The organism is Megasphaera intestinihominis, assembly GCF_040096415.1.
GTDB lineage: Bacteria > Bacillota > Negativicutes > Veillonellales > Megasphaeraceae > Megasphaera > Megasphaera intestinihominis.
This window is the reverse complement of record NZ_JBBMEU010000052.1, coordinates 1-15,555: the sequence shown is the minus strand read 5'-3', so window position 1 is coordinate 15,555 and position 15,555 is coordinate 1. Positions and strand designations below refer to the sequence as shown.

Sequence of the window (15,555 nt, the reverse complement as noted above, 5' to 3'; positions counted from 1 at the left end):
CCGCAGACATGGCGGGAAAAATGTTCCACTTCTTCCAGCGGCCCCATTTCTTCAGCAATCAGCAAGCCCATGGCTTCGCCGATAGTAAGCACTTTACTCATATTTTTCCTCCCATAGTGGCTAGTCAGCTATTATAACATGGTACGATACTAGTATGTTAGATGAACTAAAATTAAAGAATTCTCTTCTCTGGCCACAGGGTTTCATAGGGATGCCCCGTCAATTCTTCTGTAACTAAACGGGCTTCTGGCGAAACGTCTTTCTTAGAACCGCCCTGTTCCAAGCGGGAAATTTCATTCTTCAAAATTTCGTGAGTCTGCCGATTCAATTTGAAACTCCGGGATAAAATCAAGGCCAGTGCAATCAAGACAACCGGTCCGATAAAGAAAATAATCGCTATGCCAGTCTGAATCGTCGAAGGCGTCGTAACGGCGTCAAGCATCGTCTTGGAATTAAACCCGATTTCGGCCAATAAAATCCCTGCAATCCAGGAAGCAACGGCTCCTGTAGATTTACGGAAAAACGTCATAACAGCAGCATAGATACCGGCACGGTCGCCGCGCGTCATCATATGGTCGATATCAGGAACAAAGGGGAATACATTCCACGGCGTAAATTCCAAAATCCCTCGAGCCAGCTGATAAAAAACGGAAATAATCGCCAAAACAAGGAAAGGATTGGAAATATGCAATGCCCAGACCAGGACATACCCCACCATTGTGATAAGAATCGTCGTATAGCTGAGGGCATATAAGAACTTCGGCCCATGTGAAATCATTAACTTAGCGGCCGCCAAGGTGGAAAGGATACCAAAAGCCGATAAGGCCTGTAAGGTCCACGGCCAATCCTGCTGTGAACCCTGGATACAGCAGATTATGAAAGTCGGCAGCATGGTGGAATAAAAATCTTTCCCTGTAAACGACAAGAGGTAGATGCACAGATGCTGGCGGAAGGCTTTGTTTTTAAAGGTCGAGCAGTAATCGGAAACCATTTTACGAACCATTTCACTCATAGTCAGCTGAGGACGGCTTTCCAATTCCTTAATGAATTCCGGTGTCAACGGGCGTTCCCAAGTATTTCGATAGGAAACAAAAATTGCGACGACAAAGATAATCGTCCAAATAATCCCGGTAATCAAATAAGCATTGGGGTTCTGCATGTGCTTCAGAATAGCCAATACGGCAAAAACGATAGCTGTCCCTGTAGCTGAAATAAACATGCGGGAGCCAGATAAAACAGTCCGCAGTTTATAGTCATTAGTCATTTCTGTAGGCAATGTTTCCCAAGGAATCAAAATCATAGCTATGACGATTTCAATGGCAATATAAATAATCAAGTAATACCGCCAATCATCAGACTGCACCCAGAATAAGGGGAACAGTACGGCAAAAAGGATGCCGCCTAATAAGATGAAAAAGTGCCGGCGGCCAAATCGTTTCCCCAATCTCGTCCGGTAAAATCCATCGGTGATACTGCCGAAAAACAGTGAAAATAAAGCATCAAAAATTCGGCCGATGCCGGTAATAGCCCCAGCAAAAGCAGGGCTAATACCTTGGCTCAAAACAAAAGCAAAAATAACACCGGAAACAATATTATTCCAGCCACCACCCATAAGGTCCGTGAGGCCATAACAAATACCGCGTTTAATATTAATAGGTTTCGGTTCATAAACCCAGTTCGGCTTCGAGCTCATAATGAATTCACCTCTATTTTACAGCAAACCGGAAATAATCATTGGCATTATGGAAAGAAATATCTTCTACGATCCGTCCCAAATAATCATAGTCTTCAAAAACTTGTCCTCTTTCAACCCATTCACCAATCAGATTACATAAAACACGGCGGAAATATTCATGGCGGGGATAGGAAAGGAAGCTCCGCGAATCCGTAAGCATGCCTACAAAGTTCCCCAACAAGCTCTGCTGAGCCATAGTTGTCAGCTGAAGCAGCATACCTTCCCGAGTATCATTGAACCACCAGGCACATCCAAGCTGCATCCGTTGTACACAACCACCCTGGAAAGACTGCATCCCTGTAGCCAATTCCATCCAGTCGTTGGGGTTAGTTGAATACAAAATCATCTTAGGAATGATGTCAGCTATACTCCCATCATTCAACAAATACAAAATTTCCTTGGCAATTCCCGACTGCGCACCGACAGAATCAAATCCTTTGTCTGCTCCGATTGCTTCATACATAGGCCGGTTCATATTGCGGAGTACATTGACGTGGAGCTGCATGACCCAATCGTATTTTTTATTTAGTTCCATGAACAACATCAATAATCCTGTCTGATAGCCTGCGATTTCATCAGCCGATAAACTATCATGTTTCAATCCCTTTTGGATAAGTCCGTCCATTTCACGGCGGGATACATGACGATAGCTGTAAGTATCCAGTCCAAAGTCGGAAACATGCCCACCAATGTGATCAAAAAAGGCGAAGCGTTTATCCAGGGCCTCTTTTAAAGAATCCGTATCGTGAACATCAACGGATGTCAAGGCACTTAATGTTTCAACATAGGCTGGATAGGATTCTTGATAGATTTTAAATAACCCATCAGGACGCATCGAGGGCAAGACACGGAAATCTTTTTCATCGTCAGCCAGCAGTTTATGATAGGTGAGGTCCGAATTCAAATCATCTGTCGTGCAGATGACTTTAACATTCGCTTTCTTAATCAAATTTCGAGGTTTAAAATCTTCTGTCTGCAACAAGGCATTGGCCTTTTCCCAAATAGCAGGTACATTCTTTTTAAGGAGCGGTTCTTCGATTCCAAAGAACCGCTTCAATTCCAAGTTAGCCCATTCATAAATAGGATTGCCAATCGCTTTTTCCAATGTACCTGCCCAGGCCATCATTTTTTCATATTCATCGCCATCGCCGGTAATCAAATCTTCAGGAACGCCGTTAGCGCGTTCCAACCGCCATTTATAATGATCGCCCAGCATACCATCATTAAGCCATACCCGGGTAAGATTCGGATAATTTTTATTTTCATAAATATCCTTCGGTTCCAAGTGGCAGTGGTAATCAATAATCGGCATTTTTTTAGCATGTTCATGATACAGCTTTTTAGCCGGCTCATTGGTCAATAAAAAATTGTCATCTAAAAAAGACATCGTATGACACCTCCCTTTATTTCACGTACTTAACTAACGTATTCCGAACGGCATGAGGACCGACAATGAGTTCATCAAAGTAGCCTTCAATTTTTTCGCCCAGGCCGACTTCATAGAGGTCGCTGCCAAAGATGTCCTTGTTGGCTAAGATGGATTTCAACTTACCTTTGGCCGAATCAGGATTCCCCAGGGTAATGCCTTCCAAGGCAGCCTGCAAGTCTTTCAGCAAGGGGTCCGGGCTCAGTTCAAAGTGCTTGCCTTCGTCATCGACAGCTAACAAATAACGGCACCAGCCGGCGATGGCTAAGGGGATATATTTCAAGTCCTTGGCTTTGTCGCCATAGGCTTTGATGGTTTCACCAAAACGGATGCCGACTTTTTGCGATGTATCCGAAGCGATGCGCTGGGGCGTATCGGGCAGATTCCCATTGGTCAGGCGCTGTTCGAGGACTTCCTTGATGAAATCTTCCGGATTGAGGACGCCCGGATTCGTTACGACCGGCAGTCCTTCCTGGTAACCAATTTTTTCAATGAGACCTTTAATCTGCGGATCTTTCATTTCATCAGCAATGAGCGTGTAGCCTAACAGGCAGCCATATACAGCCATGGCCGTGTGCAGCGGGTTGAGGCAGGTGCACACTTTCATGCGTTCTACTTTATCGACAGTATTGCGGTCAGTAAAGATGACGCCAGCCTGTTCCAATGCCGGGCGGCCGTTGGGGAAGGTATCTTCAATGACAAGATACTGCGCGTTTTCAGCGTTGACAAAGGCAGCATACGTTCCTTTTTCCGTATGAATCAATTCCGTATCGCCAAAGCCCAGTTCTTTAAGATAGCCCTGTACCTTTGCAGAAGACCGCGGTGTAATTTTATCAATCATGCTCCAAGGGAAGGTAACCTTCTGCGGGTCATTGACATAATCGACGAATCCTTTGTCGGCAACGCCATTGGCTGCCCATTCATCAGCAAATGTCAAAATGGCTTCTTTGATTTTGTCACCATTATGGGAGCAGTTATCGAGGCTCAAAAAAGCGAAAGGATAGGCGCCAGCCTGATAGCGGGCATAGGCCAAGGCAGCGATGCAGCCCATGGAACTAGTCGCCTGCTCCGGTCCCTTCTTCATGTCTTCGGCCACAGCCGGGAAGAAATTACCTGCATAATCCTTCAATTTATAGCCTTTTTCGGTAATCGTAAAGCTGGCTACCTGTAAGGAAGGATTGGTAAAGATATCTTTCAGGCGCTGCCAGTCTGCCTTGAAATCAGGGCGGCAGACGACAGATTCCATAACCGAACCGATGACTTCTTTTTCAAAACGGCCATCGGCATACATGGTGACGGCCAGGCTCAAGTTATCGAAAGGACGATAGACTTTTTCGATGACTTCTTCATCATATGTTTCAGCCGTGATGATGCCGGTCTTAGCCAGCCCTTTATTTAACAGATGCTGTTGAAGGGCTGCAATAAAGGCACGGAAAATATTACCGCCGCCAAAATGGACCCACTGCGGAGCCTGCTGGGTAGCTGCCTGTACCGCTTCATCATCGTAAGAATAAAGAGTGATACCAGCTTTTTCCCATTCAGCACGATTCTCTTTCAAGCTTTGCCGATTCAAATGCAACATCATAAGTTCCTCCTTTTTATAACTGACCGCACGTGCGGTTAATAGCATCCCATAAGCCACAGATATAGTTAGCACCGAGGGCCCGGTCGTAGAGGCCATAGCCCGGACGGCCTTCTTCGCCCCAGATCATGCGGCCGTGGTCCGGACGGATAGGACCGTCGAACCCGATGTCATAAGCGGCTTTGACGATTTCGTACATATCGAGGTTGCCGATTTGCGATTTATGAGCGACTTCGTTGAAGACCCACGGTTCATGGACCTGGATGTTGCGGATATGCAGGAAGTTCACGCGGCCCATTTTCCCGAACTTGCGGATGATGTGGGGAATGTCGTTCTGACGGTTCGAGCCGAGGGAACCGGTGCAAATGGTGAAGCCGTTGCTCGGGCTGTCGACCATGGCTGCGATTTTGTCGAGGTCGTCTTCGTTTTTGACGATACGCGGCAGGCCAAAGACGGAAATCGGCGGATCATCGGGATGAATGGCCATCTTGATGCCGACTTCTTCAGCGACAGGAACGATGGCTTTGAGGAAATATTCCAGGTTCTTGCGCAGGCCGTCTTCATCCATGCCTTCATACTGTTCAAACAGGTGCGACAATTCTTTCAGCCGTTCCGGTTCCCAGCCGGGAAGGACGAAGCCATTGCTGTTGTCGAGGATTTCCCGGGCCATGTCCTGCGGCGTCTTGCCGGCGATGAGGTGGTAATCATAAGCCAGGACCGTCGAACCGTCGTAAAGGGGTTTAGCCAGGTCGGTCCGGGTCCAGTCAAAGACGGGCATGAAGTTGTAGCAGACCATCTGGATGCCGGCTTTGGCAGCATTGCGCAGGGACGTGATGTAATTTTCAATATACTGGTCACGGCTGGGCAGCCCCAATTTTATATCTTCATGGACGTTGATGCTTTCCAAATCCTTGAAGACCAGGTTGTTCGCTTCAGCCTGCTTTTTAATGTGAAGCAGCGGTTCTACCGGCCATACTTCACCGACAGGAATGTCGAATAAAGCGCCGACGATACCGTCCATACCAGGAATCTGGTCAATCTGCTGCAAAGTAATTTTGTCATCATTTTCTCCGTACCAACGGAAGGTCATTCTCATAAGGTAATCCTCCAATTATAAATGAATTATAAAATATTTGTTTTCGTTGATGTTTCTTTTATTTCTTCTCGTAGTTACATACTACCATACTAGTATCCATTAAGCAAGGTAAGACATCATAATTTGAATAAGTAGAATAGAAAAATTAAATCCATGATTTTTGTGCATAAAGCGGCATGAAAATGGCCAAAAAAAGCGGGCCGCCCTTTGGGCGGCCCCTACGATTGCGGTCTGCGAACCGCGGTCTGCAGGCTTGCTACCGGCAAGACCTATATCATTATAAAATAATATTCTTCTGGTTACCAGCTAAATAAGCGTCGATGTTGTCAAAGACGATGACAGCGCGTTTCGCCATGGATTCTGCCGTAGCGAAAGCGACGTGCGGCGTGACGATGGTGTTCTTGGAATGGAGCAGCGGGTGATTGGTGTCGAGAGGCGGTTCGTTTTCAAAAACGTCGATGCCGGCACCGGCGATTTTACCGCTGTTCAATGCATCGGCCAAATCCTGGGATACGACGACAGGACCGCGGGCTTCGTTGATGAGGAAGGCCGTCGGTTTCATGTACGACAAGGTTTCTTTATTGATCAGGCCCTTCGATTTATCCGTAACCGGGCAATGGAGGCTGACGATATCGGCCTGTTCCATCATTTCTTTCATGGGCAGGTATTTAATCAGTTCCGTATCGGCTTTATGGGAGAAGCCGTTATAGGCGATGACTTTGGCGCCAAAGGCATGGACCAGTTCGGCGACGCGATGACCGATATGACCGGTACCGACGAGGGCGACGGTCTTGCCTTCCAGTTCGTTGCCGACGAGGCCGGCTTTCGTACCGCCAGCACGGCAGGCTGCATCGACCTGAGGTACGCGGCGGAGCAAATCGAGCATCATAGCGATGGTCAATTCAGCTACGGCAACTGTCGAATAGCCGGACGCATTGCTGACTTTGATGCCTTTGGCTTTGGCCGCATCGAGAGCGACGTGGTCGACACCGGTAAAGGCGACGTCAATGTACTTCAAGTTCGGGCAGGCATTGATGACTTCGGCTTTGAGGGGCATATTGGCGATGATGAGGATATCGGCGTCCTTGGCTTCTTCAATCTGGACGGCCGGGTCATCATTGCGTTCATACGCAGCGAATTCATAGCCTTTTTCTTTCAAGGGTTTCACATACGAATCAAGTAATTCCTGGCTGATACCTAACGATTCCAACAAGACAATTTTCATTTGTAAAATCTCCTTTCAGCATAGGTAATATCTTGATTTAATTATACGCATATATTGGCAATTTGTAAGCTATCTATGGGAAATCAGTATAGGTATACCCTCTATATGATAAAAACATATACTATCTTTCGTCTAAGGCCGCTTGTACTTTAGCACATAGGCTCAATAATAGTTTTCGTTCCTCTGGCGACAGGCCTTGCAGAGCCCGTCGCCGATGAGCTGTCACAAAGGGTTCTGCCTGGGCGAACAAGTCCTGGCCGGATGCTGTCAATTCGATATACTTTCCCCGCCCCTTTTCCATAGGATGGCGGCTAATGAGGCCTTTCTTTTCCAGCCGGCTCAAAGTGCGCGTAATCGCAGCCGCTTCCACCTTAAAATAGCGAATCAGCTCAGCCTGGGCAATGCCGTCGTTCAAATGGATGAAGTTCAGGACCATCCATTCCGAGCTGTGAAGTCCCAAAGGCGCTACACAGCCATTTAAAGTCCGGGAAAAAATCCGGGTCGTACAGAATAACTGCCGCACCAGTTCATCGTCTTGCCGGTCTCGTACATCCATCATGATACCTCTCAATCTTCATGGATATCGGCGACAGCTCCTTTCCCCGCTTTCTGGATGGCCATGACATCGCTGCCATAACGGTAATGGCAGAACATGAACAGGACAGCAAAGCAGATCATAAGGGCTGTGACGCTCCAGTACATGTGGCGGTAGCCTACCATGCCGGCGATGACGCCTAAGACGAGGATACCCGTACTGGTGCCGATATCGAGCATATTATAGAAGGTCGCGCTGGCAGAACTGCGCCGTTCCGGGCGGACCATATTCAAAATCCACGTCAGCAGAGCCGGGAGCAGCAGGCCTGCACCTAAGCCATAGAAGACGGATGCTGCCAATAAGACCGTGAGCGAATGGGCGGCCATGATGAGCAATAAGCCGATCAAGTACAAGACCGATCCGGGCATGACGACGGCAAAAGCGCCCTTGGCATCGAGGAGACGGCCGCCAAAAGGACGGGAAATGAAGACGAACAGCGTCCCGATGATGAAGAACAGGCCGGCATTTTCGATATGCGCTTCAGCAGCCATCATGGCGATATACGTATTGACACTGCCATAGGCGGCACCGAAGAAGATCGTCAGAATAGCGGGAAGGCCCGTACCGGTTTCACAGATGCGGTCGCGCAGGGACGCCTTTTCCGTCACTTCTACACGACGGACTTTCTTGCCAGCGTGACAGAAAACACTAGCCAGGACAGCCAGGAAGGAAACGGCAGCCGACGAGAAGAACAGCGCCGACGGGCTGATTTCGTTGAGCAGGAACAAGCCCGCAGCCGGAGCCAGGGCCATCATGACCGTACTGCCCAGGCCGAAATAACCAATCCCTTCGCCGCGGCGGCTGGCCGGGATGACATCGGCGACGATAGCTGCCGCAAAGGTCGTACTCAGGCCAAAACCGAAGCCGTGGAGGATGCGGGCAGCTACGATGGCGTGGATACTATCAAACATATAATACGACACGGTAGCCAAAATGGAAAGGGCCAGGACCAGAGCCATGAAATCACGAGTCCATAATCTTTCTTTTATCACTGCAATCGCTCCTTTTATAATTGACTAGTCAAATTTGTTGACGGAATCTATCATAACACTGTTATATTGACTAGTCAATACTATGTGAGGATTTCTGCCATCATGCCGGACGCTTTTATCTCAAAAGTTGTCCGTTCCGGCAGCTGTCTTGAGTTCATTTCCACCGCCTGTATGCGATATCGTAGGGGACGTCCTGCTAAGCCTTTTTGGCCCGTCAGGTGCCGACCAGCAGGAGGCGCAGGACGGCTGCCAAAACGGACAGCTGTGGCTAGGCGTCCCGCTGTGAATTGTAGACATAGCTATTCGGGCAGATGAAGGATGTTTTCACGCATCACCCGTCATGCATTACGTGTACACCACCATGACAGACGGGCCGCCCTTTGGGACGGCCCCTACAAAGTCCATAATACAAACTCTATCACAGTGTCTTCAACTTGAGGTGCGTCGCCTTGAGGAGTTCTTCCATGGACGAAGCGCCGACGATTTCTGCGGCTTTGAGGACGATGTAGGCACAGGCGCGGGCGTCGTCCAAGGCCTGATGGTGATGGAAGGAATAGCCCAGGTGACCGGCAACGGTGTCCAGTTTATGATTGGGCAAGTCCGGCCAGACGCGGCGGGAGATTTCGACAGTGCAGGCATAGGACGCCTGGGGCTTTTCCAGGTGATACGTCTTCAGCAGGCTGCGCAGGACCCGCGTATCGAAGACGGCATAGTGGGCGACCAGGATGCGTCCTTCCAGATGAGGGCGGATGCGGTCCCACAGGGCATCGAACTTTGGTTTATGGGCGACCTGGTCCGGCGTGATGCCATGGATCTGGATATTGCCTGAATCAAAAACCATGAAAGGCGGTCGGATGAGGGTATAGCCTTCTTTGACACAGCGGTCGTCATTCATGGTGACCGCAGCCAGGGAGCAGGCACTGTTGGCGTATTTATTGGCCGTTTCAAAGTCGATAGCCGTAAAATCGAGCATAATCTACCTTCCTTTTTGACAAACGAACGAATTCTATTTACAATAGCTACAAATCTTATTTCTGCGAGGTATTCCCATGACGAGCGAACAACACCAGTTCACGGCCCAGGGCCGGACCTTCCCGGTCATCCTGGTCCGCAAGAAAGTGAAAAACATCAATCTCCACGTCCGCAGCGACGGCACGCTGTACCTGTCGGCACCGGCCCGCGTCCCCTGGGCTTATATCGAGGATTTCCTGGAAAAGAAGACGGACTTCATCATCCGCGCCATCCGCGAAATGGAAGAACGGAAACAGAAATTCCCCATACTGACCCTCAGCGACGGCGACACGCTCTATCTGGCAGGCCAGCCCTACAGGCTCGACGTCCGCCTGGGCCTGCACAACAGCATCCGCCGCAGCGGCCAGACGGTCTTCATGGAACTGGCCGATGACACGCCGGTCATGCGGCAGAAGCTCTATCATAAGCTGCTGCAAGCCCTGGGGAAGAAACTCTTTCCTGCCAGTTTGTCCCGTATGCAGCCCTTATTCGCCGGCCTCGCCCTGCCCGACCCGGTCCTGAAACAGCGGGTCATGCGGTCGCGCTGGGGGTCCTGCATGCCCCTCAAAGGCATCGTCACCATGAACACCTACCTGGCCATCATGCCTGAAGCCATCATCGACCACGTCATGCTCCATGAGCTCTGCCATTTTCTCCAGCCCAATCATTCCCGCCATTTCTATGACGCCATGACCATCCGCATGCCCGACTGGAAAGCCCGGCGCCAGGCCATGGCGAAGTATCTGCCTTACTGTGTCTGATGGTCAGCGGGAATCGTCGCCGCCAGTTCCGGCCGGCCATCTTGGAAGGTCATGATGAAGACGTCTTTAATGGCATCGTGATTGGCATCGAGGGAAATGGTCCCCGTCGCGCCATCGTAATCGATGGTCTTCACCAGTTCCCGGGCCACATCGGCCGCTTCGGCTGACTGACAGCGTTCAATGGCATCGGCCGTCATCATGAAGGCGTCGTACCCCAGGGCGGCATAACTATCCGGCCATTCCCCATACTTTTCATAATAAGCCTGAGAAAAGCGCTTGGCCGCATCCGTCGCGTCGTGGCCGGCATAATGGTCCGTATAATAGACCTGGGTCAAATAATCCTTGTCGACATCCCGTTCCATCTTGGGGCCATTCCAGCCGTCCGGCCCTAAGAGGGGCAGGGAAACGCCGTGACTGCGCAGCAGCTCGATAGCCGGTATCGTCCAGTCATCATAACCGGGCAGATAGATGACGTCGACCTGTTCCCGCTGCAACAAGGGCAGGTATTTAGTCAGGTCCAGTACATTTTCTACGGGAATATAGACGGGCACGTCACCGCCGCTGGCAGCAAAGGCACTGCGGAAATATTCGGCCAGGCCCTGGGCATACATCTTATCCGGATAATAAAAGACTGCCGCCCGCTTGACATGGAGCTGTTTCAGCGCATAGTCGGCCATGGCCCGCCCCTGGGAAGCATCGATATAAGCGGCGCGGAAAATATAGCGGTACACCTCATGGGACTGGGCATCGACGGTGATATCCGGCTGTGTGCAGGCCGGACTGATGAGGGGAATCTTCACGGCTTCCACGTTGGGGATGACAGCCCGCGTACAATCGGCCAAGTCCGGGCCGATGATGGCCGACACATGGCGCACCGTGAGCTGCTGGATAGCGGCTACGGCATCTTCCGGTTTACCATGATTATCGACCGATACGAGCTGGACGGGCTTACCTAAGAGGCCGCCCCGGTCATTGACCATATCCTTGGCCAGTTCGATGCCCCGTTCCGTCGATGTCGAATAGGACATACCCTTGCCGCTCAAGGCCAGGTTCGTCCCGATGAGGACCCCTGTATTGGCTGGCATCAAAGAACAGCCACTCAAGAGAAGGATGACAAAAAGCATACAAAAGCCGAGTATCTGCATGTTTCTCTTCATAAACGCGCCTCCTTCCTGGGGGATAGTAGTAAAAAAAGGGACTGCCGCACGTGCGACAGTCCCCTTTTGAGTTTGTAGTTTTTAGTTTACAGCAAATGGTAAAAAATTGAAAACCATCTTCTACAAACTCTAAACTTTGTACTACAAACTTTGAAGACAAAGCGACCGTGCATGATGACAAAGACCGGCATGCGCTAATCTCTACGGCAGGAACAGCAGCGGGTTGGTCGGGGATCCATTGACGCGGACTTCGTAATGGACGTGCGGCCCTGTGCTGCGGCCGGTACTGCCGGCCAGGGAGATGATCGAGCCAGCCCGGACTTCCTGTCCTACTGTGACTAAAAGCATGGAGTTATGGCCATAGCGGGTAACGAAGCCATTGCCATGGTCGATTTCGACGAGGTTGCCATAGCCGTCGACCCAGCCGGCCATGGTGACTTTACCGGCTGCCGTCGCCCGGACAGGCGTCCCGTAGTCGACGCCGATGTCGATGCCTTCATGGAAGCCGGAACCGCCGCCAATAGGATTGCCGCGATAACCGAAGTTAGACGTGACTGTCCCGCTGACGGGCCAGATGGAAGGCGTCGTCGACGTGCTGCTGGCATCGCCATTATTTCCGCCGCCCAGGGCACCACCCTGATATTTATGCGTAATCTGCTGCATTTGCCGAACCTGTTCGCCTGCCGTATCGCTCAAGACCGTCTTCAAGGTGATGAAGCTGATGATGCGGGCGTTACTGCGGGTTTCCAAGCGGGAGGTGGCCAATAACAGGTCATTGTAGCTGGCATGAGAAAGGTCCGGAGATTTCTTTTGTCCCCCTGCTACGCCACCGTCACCTTTTGGGCTGTCACCAGCCCCCGACCCCTTGACCATTTGCCGCAGCTCCTGATCCAGGGAATCCATTTTATCCATCTTTTCCTGGAGCGATGTCGTCTTTTCACGCATCAATTCCAGCTGCTGTTCATGCAGTGCTTCCTGGGCCTTGGCCTGCTGAAGCGAAACGAACTCGTAAATGCCGATGCCTGCAGCGATTACAATGACGACCACTGCGACAGCACAGCCGCGGACGAGTTTCTTATATTGCGCCGGTGTCACGACTAATGGCTCCGTCCGGTCCGTTTTCAGGAACGACGGCCACCATGCCGGTGTTTCCCAGGCCTTCATGCGTTGGCACCATGATTGCAGGTTGCGCATCCATGGATATATCTTGATGTGGATCTTCACGCTTTTCCCCTCTTTGTTATCCTTCCAGATCCTTTTGAACAGCCTGCATGTCACCGCTGTAATTCAATGCGTTGTCCAGGCTTTCCCTTTCTTCTTCACTCATGCCATAGAGACACTTGCCCTCTACGATCGGTTTGGCAAAAATACGCGATTCATTGCGCCCATAGACACTGGAAAGACAGAAGCCATCATTTTTCCCGTCGAGGACGGTAAAGGCAAAACTCAGATTGTTGCCGATATTGTCAAAGGCATTATATTTAACGAACCCGATTTTACGGAAACAGTGATTCTGGACAGCCATGATATCCTTCTGCGTCTGGTGGATCATGTCGAGTGTCCCCTGCAGGTTATGCAGCTTATCGACATCGTCACGCAGCTTCGCTTCGACGCTGGCTCCCGTTTCGTCTTGCATAAAAAAGGTGTAATTCGTTTCTAATTTTCTGATTTTCTTGTGTAAAATGACGATATAGACGAGCAAGAGCAATAAAATCAACCCGCCAATACCGGCAAGCGCCATCGTGGCAGCCTGCATATCGACATTCAGCATTTCTTTCCTCCCATGAACATGAATATGCAAAAATATTATATATGAAACGAAGAAAGAGGTGACCGCGGCGTGTCTTCTTTTTCTTCAGTCAGTATCGACAGCAGCCGTTCAAATTCTGCTTCTGACGAAAAGGAAATCTCGATTTTCCCCTTTTTCCGGCCCTTCCCCAGCTGGATGGCCACATCGGTCCCCAAGGCCATCTTCAGCTTATCCTGCAGCCAGGCCACATGGGCGTCCGGTTCCGGGCGGGGCTTGGCCTGGGTCATCAGATGGCGGACCAGGGCTTCTGCCTTGCGGGCCGACAGCTCATGCTTCATAATGTACAGAGCCGCTTCCCGCTGCAGTTTCGCAGACGGCAGCTGCAACAGAGGCCGGGCCTGTCCCATGGATAGGCGGCCTGCAGCGATCCATTCCTTGATGTCGGCTGGAAGCTGCAGCAGACGGACCATGTTGGCCACATGGGACCGGCTTTTCCCGACTTTCTGCGCCGTCTGTTCCTGTGTCAGGCCAAAGTCCTTCATCAGCCGTTCATAGGCCATGCCTTCTTCAATAGCATCCAGGTCCTGGCGCTGCAGGTTCTCGATGAGAGCAATTTCTGCCGCTTCATCGGGCGTATAGCTTCGTATGATAGCCGGCACTGTTTTCAGGCCACAGCGTTTGGCCGCCCGCAGCCGCCGCTCACCGGCAATGAGCTCATATCGGCCGGGACCGGCCTTCTGGACAACGACAGGCTGGACAAGCCCATGCTGACGGATGGAATCCGCTAAAGCGGCCAGCCCCTGTTCATCAAAGGTCTGCCGCGGCTGCCGGGGATTGGGGACGATACATTCTACGGCGATTTCCGCCGGTGCGCCCCGTTCAGCAGGAGACTCGTCGACTGCCACCATGTCCACCTCATTTCTTCCAAAATTATTTTTAAAGTCTATATTATAGTATATCGTCTATCCACCATTTAATCAAATATTTATTGCCCTGATTTCATTGATTTTTCTAACAATTTCTATGGTATAATAAGAAGCAAATGTACAGATTCAGAAAGGATGTAAAAAATGCCAACATTTACCGACCCCTTGCGGGAAATCGACGCTGCCAGCGTCAAAGAATACGCCTTGCAGCGCGGAGCTGCTGAACTTTCCGATGATTTCGTCCAGGAAGCGTGCCAGCGCGTCATGGAACTGGCCAAACCCCAGGCTACGTGCCAGCAGTGCTTCTATGACAGCACGTCCCATATGGTCCTTTGCGACAGCCCCTTTACCATCAACAGCCCGACTGTCCACCAGCGCATCGAAGATTCGGCCATCGTCCTGATGTATGCCGTTACCCTCGGCGAAGCCCTGGAAAAAGAAGTCGATGCCCTGTTCATGAATAAAGACATCACCCGCGGCCTGGCTCTCGATTCGGCCCTGGCCGTCGCCACAGCAGGCTATACGAAACAGCTCATCGACATGCTCGACGAAGCCGGCGCCGATAAAGGCTATAAAGCCGCCTGGATCATGAATCCCGGCACTGGCGACTGGCCGTCCGGCCAGATGGCCAACATCGCCCAGGCCGTCCACGCCGAACAAATCGGCGTCTCCCTCCTGCCCAGCGGCATGCTCATGCCACGCAAAACCGTAACCGGCGTCATCGGCCTGAACTTCATCGGCGGTGGCTGCTCCGGTTCCTGCAGCTCCTGCGCCATGGCCGGCCATTGCGGGGAATAGGGCTAGGGGTTAGGGGCTAGGGGCTCGTGGTTCGTGGCTCGTAGGGGCCGTCCCAAAGGGCGTCCCGCTACACGCTGAGGGTTTCCCGAAGCGTCGTTGTCAGCTTGAGTCTGTCGCGGCGGAACGCCGCATCTGAATCCGAAAAAAACGCCGGTCGTAAAATCATGCCACATGAACCATATAATGTATTACCGACTGGTCACGGCGGGCCGCCTTTCAGGACGGCCCCTACGGATGCCCCGATTGGGGCGTTTGTTTTTGACGAACCACTAATAACTTGAAAGGGACTGTCGCACAAAGGTTTCTGCCATCATGCGAGATTCCCTTTGCTTCATAGTTTGTAGTATGGAGTTTGTAGTTTGTAGAAGAGGGCTTTAAATTTAAAACCCTTCACTAAAAACTACAAACTGCGAACTTAATACTCAAAAAGGGCCTGTCGCACGTAATCGTGCACAGGCTCTTTTTATGTATGCAAAAACATCATAGCTTTATGGTCGTTCT

14 protein-coding genes are annotated in these 15,555 nt (G+C 50.9%); 2 read left to right on the top strand and 12 right to left on the bottom strand.

Annotation, left to right across the window (positions count from 1 at the left end):
* Nucleotides 1-172 precede the first annotated feature (172 nt).
* From WMO23_RS08665 to WMO23_RS08630, 8 genes are all read right to left on the bottom strand, one after another.
* Complete coding sequence (locus tag WMO23_RS08665) at nt 173-1,693, bottom strand: MFS transporter (protein WP_292106945.1); 1,521 nt, start codon at nt 1,691-1,693, stop codon at nt 173-175.
* Between the two features lie 13 nt (nt 1,694-1,706).
* A complete protein-coding gene (gene uxaC / locus WMO23_RS08660) occupies nt 1,707-3,122 on the bottom strand; it encodes a glucuronate isomerase (RefSeq protein WP_292106942.1) in 1,416 nt (471 codons plus the stop codon).
* Nucleotides 3,123-3,138: 16 nt separating this feature from the next.
* Nucleotides 3,139-4,719, bottom strand: coding sequence for a mannitol dehydrogenase family protein (locus tag WMO23_RS08655; protein WP_296818969.1), 1,581 nt, complete (start codon nt 4,717-4,719; stop codon nt 3,139-3,141).
* A 40-nt stretch (nt 4,720-4,759) separates the two neighbouring features.
* Nucleotides 4,760-5,839 carry a mannonate dehydratase gene (uxuA, locus tag WMO23_RS08650; RefSeq protein WP_020310314.1) on the bottom strand — a complete coding sequence of 360 codons (1,080 nt, stop codon included), beginning with the start codon at nt 5,837-5,839 and terminating at the stop codon, nt 4,760-4,762.
* 277 nt (nt 5,840-6,116) lie between these two features.
* A complete protein-coding gene (locus tag WMO23_RS08645) occupies nt 6,117-7,064 on the bottom strand; it encodes a 2-hydroxyacid dehydrogenase (RefSeq protein WP_337371780.1) in 948 nt (315 codons plus the stop codon).
* 121 nt (nt 7,065-7,185) lie between these two features.
* Complete coding sequence (locus tag WMO23_RS08640) at nt 7,186-7,623, bottom strand: MarR family winged helix-turn-helix transcriptional regulator (RefSeq protein ID WP_349173794.1); 438 nt, start codon at nt 7,621-7,623, stop codon at nt 7,186-7,188.
* An 8-nt stretch (nt 7,624-7,631) separates the two neighbouring features.
* Nucleotides 7,632-8,651, bottom strand: coding sequence for an MFS transporter (locus WMO23_RS08635; RefSeq protein WP_349173793.1), 1,020 nt, complete (start codon nt 8,649-8,651; stop codon nt 7,632-7,634).
* Between the two features lie 418 nt (nt 8,652-9,069).
* Nucleotides 9,070-9,624: a 3'-5' exonuclease gene (locus tag WMO23_RS08630; RefSeq protein ID WP_020310309.1), complete on the bottom strand. Its 555-nt coding sequence runs from the start codon at nt 9,622-9,624 to the stop codon at nt 9,070-9,072.
* 76 nt (nt 9,625-9,700) lie between these two features.
* On the opposite strand from WMO23_RS08630, the gene WMO23_RS08625 reads away from it, so the two are divergent.
* Nucleotides 9,701-10,423 carry a M48 family metallopeptidase gene (locus WMO23_RS08625; RefSeq protein ID WP_020310308.1) on the top strand — a complete coding sequence of 241 codons (723 nt, stop codon included), beginning with the start codon at nt 9,701-9,703 and terminating at the stop codon, nt 10,421-10,423.
* Here WMO23_RS08625 and WMO23_RS08620 read toward each other — a convergent pair.
* The 4 genes from WMO23_RS08620 to WMO23_RS08605 form a co-directional block, all read right to left on the bottom strand.
* On the bottom strand, nt 10,411-11,580 hold the full coding sequence (locus WMO23_RS08620; protein WP_292106810.1) for an ABC transporter substrate-binding protein: 1,170 nt from the start codon (nt 11,578-11,580) through the stop codon (nt 10,411-10,413). The genes WMO23_RS08625 and WMO23_RS08620 overlap by 13 nt on opposite strands.
* Before the next feature lie 201 nt (nt 11,581-11,781).
* Nucleotides 11,782-12,804 carry a peptidoglycan DD-metalloendopeptidase family protein gene (locus tag WMO23_RS08615; protein WP_020310306.1) on the bottom strand — a complete coding sequence of 341 codons (1,023 nt, stop codon included), beginning with the start codon at nt 12,802-12,804 and terminating at the stop codon, nt 11,782-11,784.
* A 16-nt stretch (nt 12,805-12,820) separates the two neighbouring features.
* A complete protein-coding gene (locus tag WMO23_RS08610; RefSeq protein WP_020310305.1) occupies nt 12,821-13,351 on the bottom strand; it encodes a DUF4446 family protein in 531 nt (176 codons plus the stop codon).
* A 35-nt stretch (nt 13,352-13,386) separates the two neighbouring features.
* Nucleotides 13,387-14,238, bottom strand: a complete 852-nt coding sequence (locus tag WMO23_RS08605) for a ParB/RepB/Spo0J family partition protein (protein ID WP_020310304.1) — start codon at nt 14,236-14,238, stop codon at nt 13,387-13,389.
* Nucleotides 14,239-14,400: 162 nt separating this feature from the next.
* Between WMO23_RS08605 and WMO23_RS08600 the strand changes: the two genes are divergently transcribed.
* Nucleotides 14,401-15,054: a hypothetical protein gene (locus tag WMO23_RS08600; protein ID WP_020310303.1), complete on the top strand. Its 654-nt coding sequence runs from the start codon at nt 14,401-14,403 to the stop codon at nt 15,052-15,054.
* Nucleotides 15,055-15,555 lie beyond the last annotated feature (501 nt).